This window comes from Streptomyces sp. 17_S59 (assembly GCF_056930295.1).
Map to the genome: position 1 here is coordinate 1,384,940 of NZ_JBXOWD010000001.1, position 20,643 is coordinate 1,405,582.

Annotated in this window: 23 protein-coding genes and 1 tRNA gene; 6 read left to right on the top strand and 18 right to left on the bottom strand. The window is 71.5% G+C overall.

Annotation, left to right across the window (positions count from 1 at the left end):
- Positions 1-10 precede the first annotated feature (10 nt).
- Positions 11-439: a barstar family protein gene (locus tag AC1Z4A_RS05895; protein ID WP_483676767.1), complete on the bottom strand. Its 429-nt coding sequence runs from the start codon at positions 437-439 to the stop codon at positions 11-13.
- Positions 436-861, bottom strand: coding sequence for a guanyl-specific ribonuclease (locus AC1Z4A_RS05900; RefSeq protein ID WP_483676768.1), 426 nt, complete (start codon positions 859-861; stop codon positions 436-438). Before AC1Z4A_RS05900 ends, AC1Z4A_RS05895 begins: the two co-directional genes overlap by 4 nt.
- A 157-nt stretch (positions 862-1,018) precedes the next feature.
- On the opposite strand from AC1Z4A_RS05900, the gene AC1Z4A_RS05905 reads away from it, so the two are divergent.
- Positions 1,019-1,558, top strand: coding sequence for a YbhB/YbcL family Raf kinase inhibitor-like protein (locus AC1Z4A_RS05905; RefSeq protein ID WP_483676769.1), 540 nt, complete (start codon positions 1,019-1,021; stop codon positions 1,556-1,558).
- 310 nt (positions 1,559-1,868) lie between these two features.
- Here the strand turns inward: AC1Z4A_RS05905 and AC1Z4A_RS05910 are convergent, their stop codons facing one another.
- The 4 genes from AC1Z4A_RS05910 to AC1Z4A_RS05925 form a co-directional block, all read right to left on the bottom strand.
- Positions 1,869-2,642 carry a sulfite exporter TauE/SafE family protein gene (locus AC1Z4A_RS05910; RefSeq protein WP_483676770.1) on the bottom strand — a complete coding sequence of 258 codons (774 nt, stop codon included), beginning with the start codon at positions 2,640-2,642 and terminating at the stop codon, positions 1,869-1,871.
- A gap of 107 nt (positions 2,643-2,749) precedes the next feature.
- Positions 2,750-3,691: an SPFH domain-containing protein gene (locus AC1Z4A_RS05915; RefSeq protein ID WP_483676771.1), complete on the bottom strand. Its 942-nt coding sequence runs from the start codon at positions 3,689-3,691 to the stop codon at positions 2,750-2,752.
- Between the two features lie 139 nt (positions 3,692-3,830).
- On the bottom strand, positions 3,831-4,253 hold the full coding sequence (locus tag AC1Z4A_RS05920; RefSeq protein ID WP_483676772.1) for an NfeD family protein: 423 nt from the start codon (positions 4,251-4,253) through the stop codon (positions 3,831-3,833).
- 63 nt (positions 4,254-4,316) lie between these two features.
- Positions 4,317-5,108, bottom strand: a complete 792-nt coding sequence (locus tag AC1Z4A_RS05925; RefSeq protein WP_483676773.1) for an ABC transporter ATP-binding protein — start codon at positions 5,106-5,108, stop codon at positions 4,317-4,319.
- A 127-nt stretch (positions 5,109-5,235) separates the two neighbouring features.
- Between AC1Z4A_RS05925 and AC1Z4A_RS05930 the strand changes: the two genes are divergently transcribed.
- Positions 5,236-6,042: a hypothetical protein gene (locus AC1Z4A_RS05930; protein ID WP_483676774.1), complete on the top strand. Its 807-nt coding sequence runs from the start codon at positions 5,236-5,238 to the stop codon at positions 6,040-6,042.
- Positions 6,043-6,123: 81 nt separating this feature from the next.
- Here the strand turns inward: AC1Z4A_RS05930 and AC1Z4A_RS05935 are convergent, their stop codons facing one another.
- The 4 genes from AC1Z4A_RS05935 to AC1Z4A_RS05950 all read right to left on the bottom strand — a co-directional run bounded on the left by AC1Z4A_RS05935 (position 6,124) and on the right by AC1Z4A_RS05950 (position 8,922).
- Positions 6,124-6,483, bottom strand: coding sequence for a chaplin (locus AC1Z4A_RS05935; RefSeq protein ID WP_483676775.1), 360 nt, complete (start codon positions 6,481-6,483; stop codon positions 6,124-6,126).
- 187 nt (positions 6,484-6,670) lie between these two features.
- Positions 6,671-6,916, bottom strand: coding sequence for a chaplin (locus tag AC1Z4A_RS05940; RefSeq protein ID WP_483676776.1), 246 nt, complete (start codon positions 6,914-6,916; stop codon positions 6,671-6,673).
- Positions 6,917-7,091: 175 nt separating this feature from the next.
- Entirely contained in the window at positions 7,092-7,724 is a 633-nt protein-coding gene (locus tag AC1Z4A_RS05945) for a response regulator (RefSeq protein ID WP_483683513.1), read from the bottom strand.
- Between the two features lie 46 nt (positions 7,725-7,770).
- Positions 7,771-8,922 carry a GAF domain-containing sensor histidine kinase gene (locus AC1Z4A_RS05950; protein WP_483676777.1) on the bottom strand — a complete coding sequence of 384 codons (1,152 nt, stop codon included), beginning with the start codon at positions 8,920-8,922 and terminating at the stop codon, positions 7,771-7,773.
- Positions 8,923-9,035: 113 nt separating this feature from the next.
- Here AC1Z4A_RS05950 and AC1Z4A_RS05955 point away from each other — a divergent pair, with 113 nt between their 5' ends.
- Positions 9,036-9,734, top strand: coding sequence for a nitroreductase family protein (locus AC1Z4A_RS05955; RefSeq protein WP_483676778.1), 699 nt, complete (start codon positions 9,036-9,038; stop codon positions 9,732-9,734).
- A 381-nt stretch (positions 9,735-10,115) separates the two neighbouring features.
- A complete protein-coding gene (locus tag AC1Z4A_RS05960) occupies positions 10,116-10,835 on the top strand; it encodes a transglycosylase SLT domain-containing protein (protein ID WP_483676779.1) in 720 nt (239 codons plus the stop codon).
- 103 nt (positions 10,836-10,938) lie between these two features.
- On the opposite strand, the gene AC1Z4A_RS05965 is transcribed toward AC1Z4A_RS05960, so the two are convergent.
- Positions 10,939-13,512, bottom strand: coding sequence for an ABC transporter ATP-binding protein/permease (locus AC1Z4A_RS05965; RefSeq protein ID WP_483676780.1), 2,574 nt, complete (start codon positions 13,510-13,512; stop codon positions 10,939-10,941).
- A 249-nt stretch (positions 13,513-13,761) separates the two neighbouring features.
- On the opposite strand from AC1Z4A_RS05965, the gene AC1Z4A_RS05970 reads away from it, so the two are divergent.
- Both AC1Z4A_RS05970 and serB read left to right on the top strand, forming a co-directional pair.
- Complete coding sequence (locus AC1Z4A_RS05970; RefSeq protein ID WP_483676781.1) at positions 13,762-15,387, top strand: streptophobe family protein; 1,626 nt, start codon at positions 13,762-13,764, stop codon at positions 15,385-15,387.
- Between the two features lie 205 nt (positions 15,388-15,592).
- On the top strand, positions 15,593-16,828 hold the full coding sequence (serB, locus tag AC1Z4A_RS05975; protein WP_483676782.1) for a phosphoserine phosphatase SerB: 1,236 nt from the start codon (positions 15,593-15,595) through the stop codon (positions 16,826-16,828).
- Between the two features lie 63 nt (positions 16,829-16,891).
- Here serB and AC1Z4A_RS05980 read toward each other — a convergent pair whose 3' ends face one another.
- The 7 genes from AC1Z4A_RS05980 to AC1Z4A_RS06010 all read right to left on the bottom strand — a co-directional run bounded on the left by AC1Z4A_RS05980 (position 16,892) and on the right by AC1Z4A_RS06010 (position 20,533).
- Positions 16,892-17,410: a SixA phosphatase family protein gene (locus tag AC1Z4A_RS05980; protein WP_483676783.1), complete on the bottom strand. Its 519-nt coding sequence runs from the start codon at positions 17,408-17,410 to the stop codon at positions 16,892-16,894.
- Positions 17,411-17,499: 89 nt separating this feature from the next.
- Complete coding sequence (locus AC1Z4A_RS05985) at positions 17,500-17,745, bottom strand: hypothetical protein (RefSeq protein WP_483676784.1); 246 nt, start codon at positions 17,743-17,745, stop codon at positions 17,500-17,502.
- A 183-nt stretch (positions 17,746-17,928) separates the two neighbouring features.
- A complete protein-coding gene (locus AC1Z4A_RS05990) occupies positions 17,929-18,048 on the bottom strand; it encodes an SGM_5486 family transporter-associated protein (protein ID WP_483676785.1) in 120 nt (39 codons plus the stop codon).
- A 70-nt stretch (positions 18,049-18,118) separates the two neighbouring features.
- On the bottom strand, positions 18,119-18,550 hold the full coding sequence (locus AC1Z4A_RS05995) for a hypothetical protein (RefSeq protein WP_483676786.1): 432 nt from the start codon (positions 18,548-18,550) through the stop codon (positions 18,119-18,121).
- A gap of 157 nt (positions 18,551-18,707) precedes the next feature.
- The gene (fabI, locus tag AC1Z4A_RS06000) at positions 18,708-19,478 is read right to left on the bottom strand and encodes an enoyl-ACP reductase FabI (protein WP_483676787.1); all 771 of its coding nucleotides are present in this window, start codon (positions 19,476-19,478) and stop codon (positions 18,708-18,710) included.
- Between the two features lie 5 nt (positions 19,479-19,483).
- Positions 19,484-20,203 (bottom strand): 3-oxoacyl-[acyl-carrier-protein] reductase, encoded by a 720-nt coding sequence (gene fabG, locus AC1Z4A_RS06005; protein WP_483676788.1) that lies wholly within the window; start codon positions 20,201-20,203, stop codon positions 19,484-19,486.
- 256 nt (positions 20,204-20,459) lie between these two features.
- Positions 20,460-20,533 (bottom strand) — tRNA-Lys (locus AC1Z4A_RS06010).
- Between the last annotated feature and the right edge of the window lie 110 nt (positions 20,534-20,643).

The following is a 20,643-nucleotide window of genomic DNA, read 5'->3' on the forward strand; positions in this document are numbered from 1 at the left end:
CGTCAGCCGGTCAGCCCAGCAGGACGACCAGGGGTGATTCGGTGCCGGCCCAGTAGGCGACGGCGTCGTGGAGCACGGCCTCCGCCGTCCGGGCGTCGTCGGGGGCCGCCTTGCGGAAGGCGTCCCAGTCCTCGGCGAGCATCAGGTAGCCGCGGAACTTGCCCGAGCCCCACCACGACAGGTCCGTGAGGCAGTCGGCGAGGGCGTCCCAGTTGCGGCCGAACCACTCGGGGAACTCCAGGTCGGCGGCGCAGCGGTCGAGGAAGGCGGCCTTGTCGTGGACGCCCGTGAGCTGGAGCCTCGCGCCCCGCCAGTCGGCCTCGGCGGCGCGGGCCAGGACGTCCGCGGGTGCTTCGGCGGGGGGCAGGCGGTAGATGCCGGGGGGCGTCGTTCCGTTGAGGATGCCCGGGAGGCCGGGGGCGGGCAGTGTGCCGGTCATGGGTGCACCACCGCTTCGAAGGTCTGGTAGTGGTCGCTGGTGTAGTAGCGCTCGGAGTGTTCCCCGGTGATGATGCGGCGGGCGCCGCGGTCGCGGGAGCCGGGTGTCGGGACCGTGTACTCGTGGTAGTAGCCGCGGGCCTGCTTGGGGAGCCGGTTCTCGTAGTTGCCGAAGACGGTGCCGTCCTTGTCGTACGGGAAGGGGCCGCCCTTGGCGATGAGTTCGAGGGTACGCCGTGCCTCGGGCGGCAGCTTGTCCTCGGGGACGGTCTTCATGCCCTTCGCCCAGGAGGGCGTCGTGCCGGTGGGGTTCGAGGCGGCGGCCGGGGTCCGGGGCTTCTCGGCCTTGTGGCTGCTGCCCGACGAGCAGGCGGGGAGCAGCAGGAGGGGCAGGGCGGCCAGCAGGACGGTCAGGGCGCGCATGACGCGGCTCGCCGGGCGTCGTCGGGCGGCCTGTCGTCGGCCGATTCGGCTGATTCGTCGAAGTACATGGAGCACACTCCATATGGTCGCAGTGCGTGCCGCCGTGGCCTCGTTAGGCTGGCGTTTTGACCTGTCGTCACGTTTTGGAGGTGTCTTGGTGTCCGAGCAGAAGCGACGGCCGCTCCCCCACGATTTTCATCCGCAGGTGCCCTCGTTCACAGTGGTCAGTGACGATGTGGCGCCCGGGGCGAGGCTGAAGGGCGGTCAGGTGTTCGCGGGCGGCAATGTGTCGCCGCACCTGCGCTGGGAGGGCTTTCCGGCGAACACGAAGAGCTTCGCCGTGACGTGCTACGACCCGGACGCGCCGACCGGCAGCGGCTTCTGGCACTGGGTCCTGTTCGACCTTCCGGCCGATGTCACCGAGCTGCCCGCGGGTGCCGGCAGCGGTGCCATGAAGGGGCTCCCCGCGGGCGCCGTGCATGTGCGCAACGACTACGGGACGCAGGACTTCGGCGGCGCCGCGCCGCCGGCCGGGGACGGTCCGCACCGGTATGTCTTCACGGTGTACGCCGTGGACCAGGAGAAGCTGGGGCCGGACGCGGCCGCCTCGCCGGCCGTGGTGGGCTTCCACCTGCGCTTCCACGCGCTCGCGCGGGCGCAGCTCATCGGCGAGTACGAGGTGCCCGCCGCGGGCTGAGGCCCGTACCGCCGTCCCGCCGGCCGTCGGGCGCGGGGCGGCGTCCGGAAATTCCGTTGCGGCCCGGTGCCTCCGGATCGCACAGTGGTTGTCGGCTGACGGCTCGCACATCGCCGTCGGGCAGCGGGCACCGCAGTGGCGGGGGCGGCGGGGCGCTCAGGCGTCCGGTGTCTGCCGGAGTCCGGTCTCGTGCCGGGTGACCGCGTCCGCTGCCGTACGCTCCGGGCCCGCGTTCGATACGGGGGAATGGGCCCGGAGCGTTCCCCGTTTCCGGGGTCCTCGTGCCGGGCCCGCCCTTCCCTCCCGTTCGCTACTTGAGCAGCATCTGGACGATGGCCACGATGCCGACCGCGACGATGACGCCCCGCAGTGCGGTGGGCGGCAGGCGGCGGCCGACCTTCGCGCCTATCTGGCCGCCGAGGGTGGAGCCCGCGGCGATGAGCAGGACGGCGGGCCAGTCGACGTGGGCGACGAAGACGAAGAAGAGCGCGGCGACGCCGTTGACGACGACGCCGAGGACGTTCTTGAGGCCGTTGACGCGCTGCAGGTCGTCGTGGAGCAGCAGGCCCATGAGGGAGAGGTACAGGACGCCCTGGGCCGCGCCGAAGTAGCCGCCGTAGGTGCTGGCCACGAGCAGCCCGAGGAGGAGGGCGGCGCCGCCGTCGGTGGGGGCCTGGGTGCCGTTGCGCTCCCGGCGGCGGGCGAGGGCCCGGGCGAGCCGGGGCTGGAGGACGACGAGCACCAGGGCGAGGGCGATGAGCACGGGGACGACTGCGTTGAAGGCCCTGGACGGCAGGGCGAGCAGCAGGATCGCTCCGGTGAGGCCGCCGATCAGTGCGGTGATGCCGAAGCGGATGACGCGGCCGCGCTGGCCACGGAGTTCGCGGCGGTAGCCGACGGCGCCGCTGATGTTGCCGGTGACCAGGCCGATGGTGTTGGAGACGTTGGCGGTGACGGGCGGCAGGCCGGTGGCAAGGAGCACCGGAAAGGTGATCAGGGTGCCGCTGCCGACGATGGTGTTGATGGTGCCGGCGCCGATGCCGGCCGCGAGGACCGCTAGTGCTTCCCAGATGGACAAGGCCATCTCCTTTGGATCAGTGTGTCGCCTCCCCGCCATGAGAGGTCGGGGGGCCGCACTGATCATGCACGACGCGGTCGTGCGGGAGGAGGGGTGCCGGCTGCGGTCGGCGCTCAGTCGATCGGGGGCTGCTCGCGGCGGGGGTTCTCCTTGGTGGTCTTCGGCGCGCTTCCGCCGGCCTTGGGGGTGAAGTTGCCGACGGCGCCGCTGAGGCCCTTGAGGGCGTCGCCGATCTCGCTGGGGACGATCCAGAGCTTGTTGGCGTCGCCTTCGGCGATCTTCGGGAGCATCTGGAGGTACTGGTAGGAGAGCAGCTTCTCGTCGGGGTCGCCGGCGTGGATGGACTCGAAGACCGTGCGGATGGCCTGGGCCTCGCCCTCGGCCCGGAGGGCCGCGGCGCGGGCCTCGCCCTCGGCACGCAGGATCGCGGACTGCTTCTCGCCCTCGGCCGTGAGGATCTGCGACTGGCGGATGCCCTCGGCCGTGAGGATCGCGGCGCGCTTGTCCCGGTCGGCGCGCATCTGCTTCTCCATCGAGTCCTGGATGGAGGTCGGGGGCTCGATCGCCTTCAGCTCGACGCGGTTGACGCGGATGCCCCACTTGCCCGTCGCCTCGTCGAGGACGCCGCGCAGGGCGGCGTTGATCTCCTCGCGGGAGGTCAGGGTGCGCTCGAGGTCCATGCCGCCGATGATGTTGCGCAGGGTGGTGACGGTGAGCTGCTCGATGGCCTGGATGAAGCTGGAGACCTCGTACGTGGCCGCCCGGGCGTCCGTCACCTGGTAGTAGATGACGGTGTCGATGTTGACGACGAGGTTGTCCTGGGTGATCACCGGCTGCGGCGGGAACGGCACGACCTGCTCACGGAGGTCGATGCGGTTGCGGATGGAGTCGATGAAGGGGACGACGATGTTCAGGCCCGCGTTGAGAGTGCGGGTGTAGCGGCCGAAGCGTTCGACGATGGCGGCGCTGGCCTGTGGAATGACCTGAACCGTCTTCATGAGGGCGATGAAGACGAGCACCACCAGGATGATCAGGACGATGATGATCGGTTCCATCGTGGCTCCAGCTCCCCGTGCCTGTGTATTGGGTCTTGATCAGTCTTTCAGAACCAGGTGCCGCCGTGCAGGTGTTGGGTCCAGCTCGTCCGGTCCGGCCCGGGCAGCCGTGGGGGACGGCACGGCGCCAGGACACCCCCTAGATCACCACGGCCGTGGCGCCGTCGATCTCGACGACGTCCACCTGCTGGCCCACTTCGTAGGCCCGCTCGGTGTCGAGGGAGCGCGCGGACCAGATCTCTCCGGCGAGCTTGATGCGGCCGCCGTTGCCGTCGACCCGCTCGAGGACGACGGCCTGCCGGCCCTTGAGCGCCTCGATACCCGACTGGAGCTCGGGGCGGCGGGAGCGCTGCCGGTTGGCGATCGGGCGCACGACGGCGATGAGGGCGACGGAGACGACGGCGAAGACGACGAACTGGGTCACGGTGCCGCCGCCCATGACTGCGGCGACGGCCGCGGCGACGGCCCCGACCGCGAGCATGCCGAACTCCGGCATGGCGGTCACGACCAGGGGAATGCCCAGCCCGACGGCGGCTACGAGCCACCACACCCATGTGTCCACATGGTCATGGTAGGGGCGTGAACCGCCCGGCGGACAGAGCGTGCGACGGGGCTCCGGGCTCCGTCAGGACATCGGCAGGCCCTGGGCGGACCAGCGGTCGCCGTTGCGCTGGACGACGAGCGGCAGGCCGAAGCAGTGCGACAGGTTGCGGGAGGTCAGCTCGAGTTCGATGGGACCGGCGGCGAGCACCTTGCCCTGGCGGATCATCAGGACGTGGGTGAAGCCGGGGGCGATCTCCTCGACGTGGTGGGTGACCATGAGCATCGAGGGGGCGAGCGGGTCGCGGGCGAGCCGGCCGAGGCGGCGCACGAGGTCCTCGCGGCCGCCGAGGTCGAGGCCGGCGGCGGGCTCGTCGAGCATGAGCAGCTCGGGGTCGGTCATCATCGCGCGGGCGATGAGGGTGCGCTTGCGCTCGCCCTCGGAGAGGGTGCCGAACTTGCGGTCCAGGAAGTCCGTCATGCCGAGGACGTCGAGGAAGGCGCGGGCGCGCTGCTCGTCGACCTCCTCGTAGTTCTCCTGCCAGCCGGCCGTCATGCCGTAGGCGGCGGTGAGCACCGTCTGGAGGACGGTCTGGCTGCGCGGCAGCTTGTCGGCGAGGGCGATGGAGGCCATGCCGATGCGCGGGCGCAGCTCGAAGACATCGACGGCGCCGAGCTTCTCGCCGAGGATCCGGGCGGTGCCCTTGGTCGGGAAGAGGTAGCTGGAGGCGACATTCAGGAGGGTGGTCTTGCCGGCGCCGTTGGGGCCGAGGATCACCCAGCGCTCGCCTTCCTTGACCGACCAGGAGACCTGGTCCACCAGAGCCCGGCCCTCGCGGACCACGGATACGTCCACCAGTTCCAGCACATCGCTCATGAGCGCGTTGTCTCCCATTGCAGTCGCGTAGTCCATTGCAGTCGCGTAGTCGCTTGCGCCTGTCGGCGCAGCCCCAGGGAAAAACCTACGCCACCTGTTGTCGGTGCCAGTCCCTAGGCTGGGACCCATGCTCGATGAACACCGCTCAGGACGGCTCACCGCGTGGGGAAATGCACTTATTGCCGGGTTTGCCGCGCCCGATGATGCCGCGCACCACATCACCGGAACCGATGCGACGCACCGGGTCGTCGGCCTTCCGGGCGAATCCGGCCCGGTCGGGCTCACGCTGGCGCTGGGTCGGCTGCGTGCGCTCGGGGCCACGGGACTGCGGCTGGCGCTGCCCGTGCCGGGCCATCCGCTGGGGCTGAGCGGGCCGCCGGAGTTCAACGCCCGCGCCATGGAGGCCGAGGAGGCGGTGATCGCCTCGGGGGCGGGGCTGGGGCTCGTGCCGGAGGTGTACGAGGCGGGGCCCGAGGGCGACGTCCATGTGGAGGTCCTCTGGCACTGCCTGCCGGTGCGGGAGGCGCCGCCGGCCGACGTCCCCTCCCTCTCGGAGGCCGAGCGCGAGCTGGCAGAGGCGCTGCGCGAGGCGACCGAGGTGCTCACCCGGCTGGACGTGGCGGGCTCGGGCCCGGTGGCGCAGGCGGCGCTGGAGGCCTACCGGGCGCGGGCCGAGCGCGGCCGGGAGGTGCTGGCGCCGGGGTATCCGCCGCGCGCGGTGCGGGTGCTGGAGCTGGCGCAGCGGGTCGGCGAGCTGGTCTCGATCGCGTACGAGCCGGGGGACGCCGCGGGGCGCGAGCACGGCGGCGCGGTGAGCGCGTCGGAGATCGCGGCCCGGGCCGCGGCGCTGCGGCCGGTGGAGCGGACGGCCCGGCGGGCCCAGGTGGCGGCGTACAACGCGATCGTGGAGGACCGGGAGCGCGGGCGGCACTGAGGCGCCCCGGACAGCGGTGAGGCCCCGCGGACCGAGCGGTCCGCGGGGCCTCACCGTGCGTCGGCCGACTGCCGTGACAGATCAGTCGCGGTCGTGGTGGTCGTCGTGACGACCCTCGTGGTGGCCCTCGTGGTGGTGGGTGTGCTCGGTCACGTGGTGCTCGGTCCTGCTGGGCCCCTCGATGTCACCGTTGATGCAAGTGTTGCCGAACGTCGGGTTGAGCAGGCCGATGATGTCGATGCTGTTGCCGCAGAGGTTGATCGGAATCTGGATCGGCACCTGGATGACGTTGCCCGATACGACACCCGGCGAGCCCTGGGCGACGCCGGAGGCCAGGGCTCCGTCGAAGTCGTCGTCGGTGGCGGCGGCCGGAATGACCGAGGCGCTGACGGCGGCGGCCGCCACGGCCAGAGCGAGGGCGGCCTTCTTGGCAGTGTTCATGTAGTGGTCTTCCTTCTGAGACTGACCTTGACGACCCCGGCCACGGGGCCTGCACTGATGAACGCCAATCAGCCGCCGACGGCACGGCCATCGACGGTATTTGCCCTCGTTTGGACGATTGACCACCACTCGGATGTCGGCTCCACCGCAGTGGAGCCGACCGCCCGATGAGATGGGACGCGTCAGATCAGTCGTTGACGCAGAGGTTCCCGTGGGAGGTGTTGAAGAGGCCGACCACGCTGATGGTGTTGCCGCAGACGTTCACCGGCACGTCGATCGGCGCCTGGACGACGTTGCCGGAGACAACACCCGGGTTGCCCTTGGACTCGGCCGAGGCACCGTCCGAGCCGTGCGCGGAGGCTGCACCGGCACCGGCGAGGGCGAGACCGCCGACGGCGAGCGTGACAGCAGCGGCCTTCTTGATGTTCTTCACTCTTCCTATGACCTTCCTGGAATGTTGCCAGAGCGTCGCCACGGCCAGCCGCCGCGGTTACGTCATGGAAAACGGACCAGGGCCATTCGGGTTATGCCGACGGCCGGGTTATCACACGACCGCATGAATCGCTGATCAGAACATGACGTTCCGCTACCGTCGGGTAGTCCCGCCCTCAGCCCCCGATGCCCTGGCGGACGGCCCACAGGGCCGCCTGCGTCCGGTCGGCAAGGTCGAGCTTCATCAGGATGTTCGAGACGTGGGTCTTGACGGTCTTCTCCGACAGGACCAGCGCCCTGGCGATCTCCCGGTTGGAGCGGCCGTCCGCGATCAGGCCGAGCACCTCGCGCTCCCGCTCGGTGAGCGCATTGCCTCTCCCGTGGCCGTTGCCGCCCGACCCCTCCTGGGACAGCAGGGCCTCCGCGACCTCGGGCTGGAGCAGGACGTGCCCGGCGTGCACGGACCTGATGGCCCCCGCGAGGGCGTCGGGGTCCACGTCCTTGTAGACGTAGCCCGCGGCACCGGCGCGCAGGGCGGGGACGACGGTGCGCTGCTCCGTGAAGCTGGTGACGATCAGCACGCGGGCGGGGCTGTCCAGCTCGCGGAGCCTGCGCAGCGCCTCGATGCCGTCCATGCCGGGCATCTTCACGTCCATCAGGACGACGTCCGGCCGCAGCTCCTCGGCGCGGGCGACGCCCTCGGCGCCGTCGGCGGCCTCCCCCACCACCTCGATGTCGTCCTGCACCTCCAGAAAGGTGCGCAGCCCCCTGCGGACCACCTGGTGATCATCGACCAGCAGCACTCGAATGCTGCTTTTTCCCGGGGGACAGCCCCCGGACCCCCGGCCGGACTCGTCAGCCACCGGGCACCTCCATTTCGATCGTGGTGCCCTCACCGGGCTCCGAGACAACGGTGAGCTTGCCGCCGACGCCGTTCGCCCGGTCCCGCATGGAGACCAGGCCCAGGTGGCGGCCGGCCCGGCGGACGGCGGACGGGTCGAAGCCGCAGCCGTCGTCGGTCACGCGCAGGGCCGCGCCGTGGCCGAGCCGGGTCAGGGTGACCTCGACGGCCGTGGCGTCCGCATGCCGCAGGGCATTGTGCAGGGCCTCCTGCGCCACGCGCAGCAGCGCCTCCTCCTGGGCGGCCGGCAGGGCCCGTATGCCGTGGGCGGCGAAGGCGACGCGGGCGCTGTGGGCCCGGTCGAGGACCTTGACCTGGCCGGCCAGGGTGGCCGCGAGCCCGTCCTCGTCCAGCCCGGCGGGGCGCAGCTCCACCACGGCGGCGCGCAGCTCGTCGGCCGCCTCGGCGGCGAGCCGGGCCACCTGGTGCAGCTCGCCCTTGGCCCGGGCGGGGTCGCGGTCGACGAGGGCGGTGGCGGCCTGGGCCGTCAGGCGGAGCGAGAAGAGCTTCTGGGAGACGGCGTCGTGCAGCTCGTGCGCGAGGCGGGCGCGCTCCCCGGCGATGGTCAGCTCGCGGCTGCGCTCGTAGAGGCGGGCGTTGGTGAGGGCTATCGCGGCGTGCTGGGCGAGGACGCCGAGCAACTCCTCGTCCTCGGCGGTGAAGGCGCAGCCGCCTTCCGGCTTGGGGCACCGCTTGTTGGCGAGGAACAGCGCGCCGAGGATCTCGTCCCCGTCGGCCACCGGCATGCCGATGAAGTCGCTCATCTCGGGGTGGGCCTCGGGCCAGCCCTCGAAGCGGGGGTCCTTGCGGACGTCCCCGAGCCGCTGCGGCGTGGCGTCCTCCAGCATCGCGGCCAGGATGCCGTGCTGGCGGGGCAGCGGGCCGATGGCCTTCCACTCCTCGTCGCTGATGCCGTCGACGACGAACTGGGCGAAGCCGCCGTGGTCGTCCGGTACGCCGAGGGCGCCGTACTCGGCGTCGATCAGCTCTCGCGCCGAGACGACGATCGTCTTGAGGACGTCACGTACTTCCAGGTGCCGGCTCATGGCGAGGAGTGCGGTGCTCACGGCGGTGAGGCCGGCCCGCCGGCCGTTGCCTTTGGTCATGGCCTCACGGTATCGGGGGCCATGACACGGGGGATCGGGCCGGTGGCGGCAGTGACCCGGGTCGCAGGACCTAGGCCGTTTCGACGAGGGGCCGGACGGGGGAACCCAGGACCATGTCCTTATCTGAGCAGTGGACCCCCACCCACGGGGAGCCCTACCGGCCCGTCCCCTACCGTCCCGAGCGCATGCCCGCCGAGGAGTCCCTGGCCCGCGCCGCGGAGCTGCGGGAGCGCATGGCGCGGCGGCGTACGGTGCGCCGGTTCTCCTCCGACCCGGTGCCCGGGCAGGTGGTGCGGGACGCCATCGCCTGCGCCGCGACCGCGCCCTCCGGGGCGCACCAGCAGCCGTGGACGTTCGTCCTGGTCAAGGACCCCGAGGTGCGGCGGCGCATCCGTGCGGCGGCGGAAGAGGAGGAGCGGGTCTCCTACGGCGGGCGGCTGGGCGAGGAGTGGCTGGCGGCGCTGCGCCCGCTGGGCACGGACGAGGTCAAGCCGCACCTGACGGACGCGCCCGCGCTGATCGTGGTGTTCCAGCAGCGCTACTGGCTGGGCGCGGACGGGGACAGGCGCAAGCACTACTACGTGGACGAGTCGGTCGGCATCGCGGTGGGGATGCTGCTCACCGCCCTGCACCTGTCGGGCCTGGCAGCGCTCGTGCACACGCCCAGTCCGATGCGGTTCCTCTCCGAGGTGCTGGGACGGCCGGTGAACGAGAAGGCCTTTGCGGTGATCCCGGTGGGCTACCCTGCGGCGGACTGCGAGGTGCCGGACCTGGTGCGGAAGAGCCTCGACCAGGTGGTCGTCGAGGTCTGAGCCCGCCGACACCAGCCGCAGGCCCTCCCGCCATTGTTTTTGATCGCAAACAATGCGCATATGCGCGGCCACACCGGGTGAGCGTTGACAGCCCCCGGTGTGAGCCCGCTCATGGGACGCAGATCACTTACGAAGCTGCCTAGTGGACGGATAAATCCGCCATAAGTACGCCTCTCAGCAGGCAGCCAAGCCGCTCCGCCGGTCTCCCGCTCAGGTCGTCACAACGAAGCGGGATAGTACGTCACACCTTTGCCAGCACATTTTGCTGCCGCTAAGAATTGCCCCACGTCGCAGGGCGCCGTCGACCGAGAAACGGCGCTCTCTTTGCGCCGCCACGGGCCACTGCGACTCACGCGATCTGGATAGAGGTTCAGCACAGTCATGCGCCGCTCCGCCATCTCCGGCTATAGCCGTCTCACCAAGGCCCACAAGTTCTCCGCCGCCGGCATCGCCGCGGCCGGTGCCGCCGCCCTCGCGTTCGCGGTCATCCCCAACGCCTCCGCCGGCACCGACACGCACTCCGCAGCCGTGAAGCCCGTCGCGTGGAACGCCGAGTCCTTCGGTGAGACCCAGCAGGCTGAGCTGAACAAGCAGGCGGACAACGCCGCCAAGCAGGCGAAGGCCGACGCCGAGGCCAAGAAGAAGGCGGAGGCCGAGGCGGCCGCCAAGGCCAAGGCCGACAAGGAGCGCGCCGAGAAGGAGGCCGCGAGCCGGTCCGAGGAGCGCAAGCCGGTCCAGGCCGCCACCGTCGCCCCCGCCGCCCCGGCCCCCAAGGTCTACGCCAACAACCTCGACGGCTGGATCCGCCAGGCCCTGGACATCATGCAGTCCAAGGGCATCCCGGGCTCCTACAACGGCATCCACCGCAACGTCATGCGGGAGTCCACCGGCAACCCCAACGCCATCAACAACTGGGACTCCAACGCCGCCGCCGGCATCCCCTCCAAGGGCCTGCTCCAGGTGATCGACCCGACCTTCAAGGCGTACCACGTCGCGGGCACGTCCTGGAACATCTACGACCCGGTCGCCAACATCACCGCCGCCTGCAACTACGCGGCCAAGGTGTACGGCTCCATCGACAACGTCAACTCCGCCTACTGAGGCGACCTGCAGAGTCGACGAACGGCAACGCCGAAGGGCGGCACCCGCATGCGGGTGCCGCCCTTCGGCGTACGGGCGCGCGGGGTGCGCGCGGAGCCTGCGCTTACTTGCGCATGACCTCGGGCTCGTGACGGCGCAGCAGCCGTGCGACGACGACGCAGCAGACCACGCCGATGGCGAGGAGCACGACCATGTCGACCCCCCACTGGAGGGCGGAGTGCTCCCAGAGCGGGTCGAGGTTCTTGGGGTTGCTCCTGTCCATGGGGGCCATGACGTGCGAAAGGTCCAGCGTGGCGCCGGCGGCGCCGATGGCCCAGCGGGAGGGCATCAGCCAGGCGACCTGCTCGATGCCCGGCGAGTCGTAGATCTTGAACATGATGCCCGTGAAGACGACCTGGACGATCGCGAACATCACCAGCAGCGGCATGGTCTTCTCGGCGGTCTTCACCAAAGAGGAGATGACCAGGCCGATCGTCATCGAGGTGAAGCCCAGCGCGATGATCACGATGCACAGCTCGGCGGCCGGCAGGTTCTTGAGGATCACGCCGTGCTCGGGCAGCTTGCGGACCGAGAAGCCGATCGCGCAGATGAGCACGCCCTGCACCGCGGTGATCACGGCGAGGACGAGCACCTTGGACATCAGGTAGGCGGAGCGGGACAGGCCGACGGCCCGCTCCCGTTCGTAGATCACCCGTTCCTTGATCAGCTCACGGACGGAGTTGGCCGCACCGGCGAAGCACGCGCCGACCGCGAGGATCAGCATGATCGTGCCCGCGTCGCTGTTGAAGCGCTTCGGGGGCGGCGCGGCGAGCCCGAAGTCCGAGGGGATCACCGTGCTCACACCGCCGAGGACGGCCGGCAGAAGCAGCATCAGGGCCAGGAAGCCGCGGTCCGAGGCGATCACCGAGGAATAGCGCCGCATCAGCGTCCACAGCTGCGAGCCCCAGCTCTGCGCCTTGGGCGGGCGCACCATCTGCGGCTGAACGTGCACCGACTGCGGGGCGACGGCGTCGATGTCCGCGGCGTACATCTGGTAGTGCTGCGAGCCGCGCCAGCGGCCCGACCAGTCGTAGTCGCGGTAGTTCTCGAAGGCCGAGAAGACGTCGGCCCAGGTCTCGTAGCCGAAGAAGTTGAGCGCGTCGTCGGGCGGGCCGAAGTAGGCCACCGAGCCGCCGGGGGCCATGACGAGCAGCTTGTCGCAGAGCGCCAGCTCCGCCACCGAGTGGGTGACCACCAGGACCGTGCGGCCGTCGTCGGCGAGGCCGCGCAGCAGCTGCATGACGTCGCGGTCCATGCCCGGGTCGAGGCCCGACGTGGGCTCGTCGAGGAAGATCAGCGACGGCTTGGTGAGCAGCTCCAGGGCCACCGAGACGCGCTTGCGCTGACCGCCGGAGAGGGCGGTGACCTTCTTGTCCTTGTGGATGTCGAGCTTCAGCTCGCGCAGCACCTCGTCGATCCGGGCCTCGCGCTCGGCGGGCGCGGTGTCGCCGGGGAACCGGAGCTTGGCCGCGTAGCGCAGCGCCTTCCGGACGGTCAGCTCCTTGTGCAGGATGTCGTCCTGCGGGACCAGACCGATGCGCTGGCGCAGCTCGGCGAACTGCTTGTAGAGGTTCCGGTTGTCGTAGAGGACGTCACCCTGGTTGGCCGGCCGGTAGCCGGTGAGGGCCTTGAGCAGGGTGGACTTTCCGGAGCCGGAGGGGCCGATGACGGCGATCAGCGACTTCTCCGGGACGCCGAAGGAGACGTCCTTGAGGATCTGCTTGCCGCCGTCGACGGTGACCGTGAGGTGGCGGGCGGAGAAGGAGACGTCACCGGTGTCGACGAACTCCTCGAGCCGGTCGCCGACCAGACGGAAGGTGGAGTGACCGACACCGACGATGTCGCTGGGGCCGATGATCTGCTGACGGACCGGCTGACCGTTGACATAGGTGCCGTTGTGGCTGCCGAGGTCGACGATCTCGAAGCGGCCGTCGCTCGTGGCCCGGAACTCGGCGTGGTGCCGGGAGACCTGGAGGTCGGAGACGACCAGCTCGTTGTCCAGCGAACGACCGATGCGCATCACCCGGCCGACGGCCATCTGGTGGAAGCGGGTCGGGCTCCCGTCGCCGTAGGCAGGCGGGGCTCCGGCGCCGGCGGGCGTCTGGACCGGCGGGGCGGCCTGCTGCTGCGGCGGCGCATAGGGCTGCTGCTGCCAGCCGCCCTGCTGCGGGACCTGCTGCTGGTACTGCTGCTGGTACTGCTGGGGCGGCTGCTGCCCCCAGCCCTGGGCGCCCGGCTGCTGGTACTGCTGCGGGGCCGGCTGGCCCGGCTGGACCGCCGGGGCCATCGCGGTCTGCGCGCTGTAGAGATCCGCGGCCGGGGCCGCGGCGGCGGCGGCGGCGGCGAGATTCAGCCTCGGGCCGTCCGTCGCATTGCCGAGGTGCACCGTCGAGCCGGGCCCGATCTCCATCTGATGGATGCGCTGACCCTGCACATAGGTGCCGTTGGTGCTGCCGTGGTCCTCGATGACCCAAGCGCGCCCGCCCCAGCGGACGGTGGCGTGCCGCCAGGAGACCCGGGCGTCCTCCAGCACCATGTCACCCTGCGGATCGCGGCCGAGGGTGTACGACCGGGACGGATCCAGCGTCCAGGTCTGTCCGTTCAATTCCAGTACGACTTCCGGCACTCCATGCCCCACTATTTGTCCCCCGATGAGCCCCCTGCACGGGGGAGTCTAGGGATGGCGAACATCGGGAGGAACTATTTCAGGCACAGTCCCCCAACCGGAAGTCGGGACCTCCCCCACCGTGTACCGGCCTGGTAACAGGTGCCGTTGACCGATGCGAAACACGCCCCGACAGTAGTAACCGCCCACGGATGCGATGGATGCGGCGGAACCGCACGGATCATCAGCATCCGGGCGACTGGTGGGGACCGGGGGGCCGTGATGAGCTTGACCAGCGGTCGGCGCGCGGGGCGTGCCGCGGATCTGCTGCTCGCCGCGATAGCCGCGGTGAGCTGGGCCTTCCTCGCCATGGCGGGGATCGCGGCGGCGGGGCTGCACCTGCTGGGCGCGGATGCGGCCGGCCGGCTCGGGCCGATGACCGCGGCGGTGGTCGTGCTCGCCGTCGGCGGCTCGATCACCCCCTCGGGGTCGGTCGAAGCATTCGGGCTGACGGGCGCGGGGGCGCACACCACCGTCGACATCGCGCCACTGGGCGTGAGCTTGCTGGGCGCGCTGCTGCTGGGCTGGGTCTTCGCCCGGTCGCTGCGGCGGGCGGGGCCGGTCGTGGGCGGGGCGGAGCTGGCCGCCCGGGCGGGGGCGGTCGTCCTCCTCTTCCTGCTGCTCCTCGGCGGGCTGGCCTGGGCGGGCTCGTCCTCGGTCACCCTGGACGGGAGCGGGCTGGGGCTCGGCTCCGGCTCGTCCTCCGGGAGCAAGGGGCCGGGAGTGGAGATTCCGGGCCTCGGGGACATCGGCGACATCGGGGGCGGGCTGCCGGACCGGCTGGCGGGCCTCGCGAACGCCAAGGCCGCCGTCGGCTTCTCGGTGCGGACCGGGCCCTCGCTGCTCGGCGGGCTGGTCTGGGTGCTCGCGGTCCTGCTGATCACACTGTTGGCCGCCCGCCGGGCCCCGGTGCCGCGGGGCTGGGAGGCGGCGCACCGGAGCGTGCGCCCGGCGGCCTCGGCGCTGTGCGCGGTGCTGGTGCTGGCGGTCGTGGCGGGTCTGGCCACGGCGGCCGGTGCGGCCACGGGTGACGGCCATCCCGGCCGGGTGCTCGGCGGGGCGCTGCTCGGGGCGCCCAACGGGGTGTGGCTGGGGGTGCCGCTGGGGTTGTTCGTGCCGTTGCGGGGCACGGCCACCGGCTCGCTGCTCCAGGTGCTGCCCGATCCGCTGCCGGACCTGCTGCGCGGCGGGACGGACCAGGCGATCACCGTGGGCCGGCTGGCCGGGCTGGAGCCACTGGTGTGGCTGCTGCCGCTGGGCTGCGCCCTGCTGATGCTGACGGCCGGGGTGCTGACGGGGGCCCGCACGCCCCGGGGCGAGGAGGGGGCCCTCGCCTTCGCCCGGCGGTGCGGGCTGTCACTGGGCGTGGCCACGGCCGTGGCCCTGCCGCTGCTGGTGCTCGCCACCCGCATCAAGGCCGATGCGAGCCTCTCGGTGCTGGGCATCGACGCGGTGGGGGCCGGGCTGGAGCTGGGCGGCAGCGTGCCGCTGGCGGCGGGGCTGGGGGCGGCGTGGGGGTTCGGCGCGGGGGCGGCCGGGGGGCTGCTGGCGTACGCGGTGGGGGCGGCGGGGCGGCGGGCGGCGCCGCATGCGGCGTCCCGGCCGTACCCGGAGCAGGCGTACGGGCCCGGGCCGTACAACCCGTCCGCGGGCTACCGTCCCTCGCGGGACGACACGAACCCGTATCTGCGGCCGCCGGGGCAGAGCCCGTTCACGGCGCCCACGCAGACGGGCTATCCGGCTCCGCCGCCGTACCGCCCCCGCCGCTCCTCCGGCTACCGCTACGGCTCCACGCCGGTGCCGCCCCCGGACGACCGGCCGCCGCCTCCGCCGCGGGGGCGGGGGTAGGGGGTGTTCTTTCCCCAATCCCGCCCCTTCCCGGCTGTGCTCGATTTGCGGCTCCGCCGCGCGGTCGCGCGCAGCGCGGTCCCGGGGTCTGGGGCGCAGCCCCAGTTTCGGGAAGGGGCGGGATTGGGGAATGAGCCCGCCGCAGGCGCCCCCCACCGGCACACATGTGCGGTCCCCGTCGCGCGCCCGATAACGTAGAAGCACCATGAGCGCATCGCAGACCCCGCCTGCCACCGCCGCCCCCGTCGGCGACGACGTCCCCACCCTCCTCGTGAAGATCTTCGGGAAGGACCGGCCGGGCATCACCGCCGGGCTCTTCGACACCCTCGCCGCCTACGCCGTCGACGTCATAGACATCGAGCAGATCGTCACACGGGGCCGGATCACCCTGTGCGCCCTGGTCACCGCCCCCGTAGGCGCCGGCGTGACGGAGGGCTCGCTGCGGGCGACCGTGCACAGCTGGGCCGACTCGATGCACCTCCAGACCGAGATCATCTCGGGCCGGGGCGACAACCTGCCGCGCGGTACGGGCCGTTCCCACGTCACCGTGCTCGGCCACCCGCTGACCGCGGAGTCGACGGCGGCCATCGCGGCCTGCATCACCGACACCGGCGGCAACATCGACCGCATCTTCCGGCTCGCCAAGTACCCCGTGACCGCCGTGGAGTTCGCGGTCTCCGGCGCGGAGACGGAGAAGCTGCGCACCGCGCTGGCCACCGAGTCGGCGGCGCTGGGCGTGGACGTGGCGGTCGTGGCGGCCGGTCTCCAGCGGCGGGCGCAGCGGCTGGTCGTGATGGACGTGGACTCGACGCTCATTCAGGACGAGGTCATCGAGCTGTTCGCGGCGCACGCGGGCTGTGAGGCCGAAGTGGCCGAGGTGACGGCGCAGGCGATGCGCGGCGAGCTGGACTTCGAGCAGTCGCTGCACGCCCGGGTGGCGCTGCTGGCGGGGCTCGACGCGTCGGTCGTGGAGAAGGTGCGGGCGGAGGTGCGGCTCACGCCGGGCGCCCGCACGCTGATCAAGACCCTGAAGAAGCTGGGCTTCCAGGTCGGCGTGGTCTCCGGCGGCTTCACCCAGGTCACCGACGATCTGCGGGAGCGGCTGGGGCTGGACTTCGCCTCCGCCAACACCCTGGAGATCGTGGACGGCAAGCTGACCGGCCGGGTCACCGGGGAGATCGTGGACCGGGCGGGCAAGGCCCGGCTGCTGCGCCGGTTCGCGGCCGAGGCAGGGGTGCCGCTGGCCCAGACGGTGGCGGTCGGGGACGGCGCCAACGACCTGGACATGCTCAACGCCGCCGGTCTGGGCGTGGCGTTCAACGCCAAGCCGGTGGTGCGGGAGGCGGCGCACACCGCGGTGAACGTCCCGTTCCTGGACACCGTGCTGTATCTGCTGGGCGTGACCCGCGAAGAGGTCGAGGCGGCCAACACCCACGAGTGATACGGGGGATTCCCCCACAGCCGGGGGCGCAGGCCGTCCCGCGCCCCGCCCGCCCGGCACTCCCTAGGCGTGCGGGGTCCAGAAGGCCACCAGCCTGCCCACGCCGTGCTCGACGGCCTTCCAGGAGCCGGTGAAGGTGAGCACCGCGATCGCCGACGTGGGGAAGCCGGAACGGTTCATCCGGGCCAGCAGATCGCCCTCGGCCTCTCCCGCGAGGGCGTCCGCCAGGGCGTGCATGCCGGGGTTGTGCCCGATGACCACCAGGTCGTCCACCTCGTCGGAGACCTCGTTGAGCAGCGCGATCAGCTCGCCGAGCGAGGCTTCGTACAGCCGCTCCTCGTAGACCGTCCGCGGGCGCTCCGGCAGCTCGGAGACGGCCAGCTTCCAGGTCTCGCGGGTGCGGGCCGCAGTCGAGCAGAGGGCCAGGCCGGGGGTGACGCCGGAACCGGCGAGCCAGCGGCCGGCGACGGGGGCGTCCTTGCGGCCGCGGTCGGCGAGCGGGCGGTCGTGGTCGTCTTCGTCGGACCATTCGGCCTTGGCATGCCGGAGGATGACAAGCCTGCGGGTCGGTTCGGAGCTCATGCCGTCCAGCTTCGCACGAAACCCATGGCGAGGCGCGGGGTGTTGACAGGCTTGCCCCCGCAGGGTGGCACGGCGGCGGGGACGAGCACTCACGGCGCCCAGTGCCGGGCGGAGGCGTGCACCAGCTCCAGCACGCGCGCGAGCGAGCCGCCGTGCGAGGCACCGCCGGAGTCCGCCGACGCGGGCGAGGCGAGCAGGGAGAAGAGGGTCGCGAAGGCGACGGCCGGAAGTATCAGGGCCCACCACGACAGCCGGTTCTGCGACCGGGTGCTCGGCAGCTCCCGCAGCGCGGTCCGGGCGCCGACGGGGGTAAGGGCCTGCCTTCCGGCGGACATGGCGATCGCCTCCGAGTGGTTCGGTGCACTGCGTCGTCGCGGTGTACTGCGAACCTATGGAATGCGGCGTCCTGCCCCCATCCGGCAACCCACCCACTTGCCCCTGAGCCTGGCCCCCTAGGGGATGGTGGGGCTGTCCCCACCATCCCCTAGGGGGCCAGGGCGTTCAGGGCGTTCAGGGCCTCAGGGCGAGGCGATCGTGGCGATGACGGCGATCACGAGGGTGATGCCGAGCATCACGCCGAGGATCGTCAGCAGGGCCTTCTGGCCGTTCTTGGGGTTCGGGTCGAGTACGGGCTCCATGCGGGACAGTCTCCCACCCCGCGGCGCGCCACCGGCACCCGGGCAGCCAGCCCCCGCGGGCTCCCGGGCGTCAGCCCGCCGCGTGGCTCACCCATGCCTCGCGGATGCCGAGCCAGCAGCGCTGGGCGAGCGAGACGTGCCGGGCGGGCCCTACGGAGACGGTGGCGGTGTCCATGCCGGGGTCCCACCAGCGGGCGCACCGGACGTGCAGCTGGACGCGGTCGGTGGTGGCGTTGCCGTTGAAGCACTCGGCGGTGGCGTGGGAGCCGCGGATCCGGATGTGGCACTCTGCCTCGCGGGCCGGGTCCGGGGCGGGGGCCGGGGAGGTCGCGGTGGCCAGGGCGGCCGCGGTGAGCAGGAGGAGCGTGGCCGTGCGGCGGGCCTGCGGGCGTATCCGCGGGCGGGCCCGGGTACGCGACCGCGGGCGGGTGCGGGGGCATGTCCGGCCGGGTGTCCGGCGGCGCATCCGGCCGGGTGTCCGGCCGCGTATTCGGGAGTGCATCACCCATACCTCCCTCCTCGCCCGTCCCCCGTCCACCAGTGTGCGGGCAGGGCGCCCGGCGCACGACCCGGGAAAGCACGCTGCCCGCCCCGGAGGGCTCTCCGGGGCGGGCAGGCGCGGATACGTTACGGCAGCCGGGTGCCGTCGGCGTGGGGCCTCAGGCACCCATCATGTGCACGCCGCCGTCGACGTGGACGATCTCGCCCGTGGTGCGCGGGAAGAAGTCCGACAGCATGCCGACGACGCCGCGGCCGGCCGGCTCCGGGTCGGCCAGGTCCCAGCCGATGGGGGCGCGGTGGTTCCACACGTCCGCCAGCTCCTCGAAGCCCGGGATGGACTTGGCGGCCATCGACTTGATCGGGCCGGCCGAGACCAGGTTGCAGCGGATGCCCTTGGGGCCCAGGTCGCGGGCCAGGTAGCGGTTGGTCGACTCCAGGGCGGCCTTGGCCACGCCCATCCAGTCGTACTTCGGCCAGGCGATCTGGGCGTCGAAGGTCAGGCCCACGATCGAGGCGCCCTCGCCCATCAGCGGCAGGAGGGCCATGGCCAGCGACTTGTAGGAGTACGCCGAGACCTGGACGGCCGTGGAGACGTCCTCCCAGGTGCCCTCGAGGAAGTTGAAGGCGCCCTGCGGGCCGAAGGCGATCGAGTGCACGATGCCGTCGAGGCGGGCGTCCTCGCCCAGGTGCTCGCGCACCTTGTCGGCGAGGCCGTCGAGGTGCTCCTGGTTGGTGACGTCCAGCTCGATGACCGGCGCCGGCTTGGGCAGCCGCTTGGCGATGCGCTCGACGAGGGAGAGCCGGCCGAAGCCGGTCAGGATGACCTCGGCGCCCTCGTTCTGGGCGACCTTGGCGGCCTGGAAGGCGATCGAGGCCTCCGTGAGGACACCGGTGACGAGGATGCGCTTGCCTGCGAGGATTCCACTCATGGTGATCAGTGACCCATGCCCAATCCGCCGTCGACGGGAATGACGGCTCCGGTGATGTATGCGGCGTCCTCGGAGGCGAGGAAGCGGACCGAGGCGGCGATTTCCTCGGGCTGTGCGTAACGGCCCAGCGGGACGTTGCCGACGATGCCCGCGCGCTGCTCGTCGGTGAGCACACGGGTCATGTCGGTGTCCACGAAGCCGGGCGCGACGACGTTGACGGTGATGTTGCGGGAGCCCAGCTCCCGGGCGAGCGAGCGGGCGAAGCCGACGAGGCCGGCCTTGGAGGCGGCGTAGTTCGCCTGGCCCGCGGAGCCCATCAGGCCGACGACGGAAGAGATCATGACGACGCGGCCCTTGCGGGCCCGCAGCATGCCCTTGGAGGCGCGCTTGACGACCCGGAACGTGCCGGTGAGGTTGGTCTCCAGCACCGAGGCGAAGTCGTCCTCGGACATGCGCAGCAGCAGCTGGTCGCGGGTGATGCCGGCGTTGGCCACCAGCACCTCGACCGCGCCCTGCTTCTCCTCGATCTCCTTGTACGCCTGCTCGACCTGCTCGGGGTCCGTGACGTCGCACCTCACGGCCAGGCACCCCAGCTCAAGGAGGTCGGCCGGGGGCTCGCCCGAGCGGTAGGTGATGGCGACCTTGTCGCCCGCCTCGGCGAAGGCGCGCGCAATGGCGAGGCCGATGCCCCGGTTTCCTCCGGTGACGAGAACCGAGCGGCTCAAAGGATCACCCTTCCGTTTGCGTATCCATAGATCGTGCTGGACTACACCGAACGTATCGGTAGAGGTCACCAAAGAGGGAATCGACCTGCGACAGGTGCGGCGAGCGGTCGCTGTGGGATGTCTACAGAACGATGCCCACCGGGCTGCGGGAGAGCGGTAGGAGTGCAGCGGGAGAACAGAGGGGGTATAGCGGGGGCATAGCGGGCGAAAAACGACAAGACCCCCACCGCATGAGCGATGGGGGTCTGTGCCTCTGTGCGCCACCAGGGACTCGAACCCCGGACCTGCTGATTAAGAGTCAGCCGCTCTAGCCAACTGAGCTAGCGGCGCGAAAGGAATATTACACGACCTGACAGCCGGTCTGACCAGCGAGGACGCCAAGGCGGCCCCGAGACCCGGATACCCCGGGTAACCGATTCCGGGTACCCGGCGGTAACAAC

Bases quoted from the DNA above. Each gene is read 5' to 3' on its own strand.
- fabI (WP_483676787.1), bottom strand. From the start codon at position 19,478: ATGAGTGGAATCCTCGCAGGCAAGCGCATCCTCGTCACCGGTGTCCTC.
- AC1Z4A_RS05985 (WP_483676784.1), bottom strand. From the start codon at position 17,745: ATGTCCGCCGGAAGGCAGGCCCTTACCCCCGTCGGCGCCCGGACCGCG.
- AC1Z4A_RS05935 (WP_483676775.1), bottom strand. From the start codon at position 6,483: ATGAACACTGCCAAGAAGGCCGCCCTCGCTCTGGCCGTGGCGGCCGCC.
- AC1Z4A_RS05910 (WP_483676770.1), bottom strand. From the start codon at position 2,642: ATGGCCTTGTCCATCTGGGAAGCACTAGCGGTCCTCGCGGCCGGCATC.
- serB (WP_483676782.1), top strand. From the start codon at position 15,593: ATGAGCGCATCGCAGACCCCGCCTGCCACCGCCGCCCCCGTCGGCGAC.
- AC1Z4A_RS05925 (WP_483676773.1), bottom strand. From the start codon at position 5,108: ATGAGCGATGTGCTGGAACTGGTGGACGTATCCGTGGTCCGCGAGGGC.
- AC1Z4A_RS05895 (WP_483676767.1), bottom strand. From the start codon at position 439: ATGACCGGCACACTGCCCGCCCCCGGCCTCCCGGGCATCCTCAACGGA.
- AC1Z4A_RS05900 (WP_483676768.1), bottom strand. From the start codon at position 861: ATGCGCGCCCTGACCGTCCTGCTGGCCGCCCTGCCCCTCCTGCTGCTC.
- AC1Z4A_RS05930 (WP_483676774.1), top strand. From the start codon at position 5,236: ATGCTCGATGAACACCGCTCAGGACGGCTCACCGCGTGGGGAAATGCA.
- AC1Z4A_RS05960 (WP_483676779.1), top strand. From the start codon at position 10,116: ATGCGCCGCTCCGCCATCTCCGGCTATAGCCGTCTCACCAAGGCCCAC.
- AC1Z4A_RS05995 (WP_483676786.1), bottom strand. From the start codon at position 18,550: ATGCACTCCCGAATACGCGGCCGGACACCCGGCCGGATGCGCCGCCGG.
- AC1Z4A_RS05955 (WP_483676778.1), top strand. From the start codon at position 9,036: ATGTCCTTATCTGAGCAGTGGACCCCCACCCACGGGGAGCCCTACCGG.
- AC1Z4A_RS05970 (WP_483676781.1), top strand. From the start codon at position 13,762: ATGAGCTTGACCAGCGGTCGGCGCGCGGGGCGTGCCGCGGATCTGCTG.
- AC1Z4A_RS05915 (WP_483676771.1), bottom strand. From the start codon at position 3,691: ATGGAACCGATCATCATCGTCCTGATCATCCTGGTGGTGCTCGTCTTC.
- AC1Z4A_RS05950 (WP_483676777.1), bottom strand. From the start codon at position 8,922: ATGACCAAAGGCAACGGCCGGCGGGCCGGCCTCACCGCCGTGAGCACC.
- AC1Z4A_RS05990 (WP_483676785.1), bottom strand. From the start codon at position 18,048: ATGGAGCCCGTACTCGACCCGAACCCCAAGAACGGCCAGAAGGCCCTG.
- AC1Z4A_RS05980 (WP_483676783.1), bottom strand. From the start codon at position 17,410: ATGAGCTCCGAACCGACCCGCAGGCTTGTCATCCTCCGGCATGCCAAG.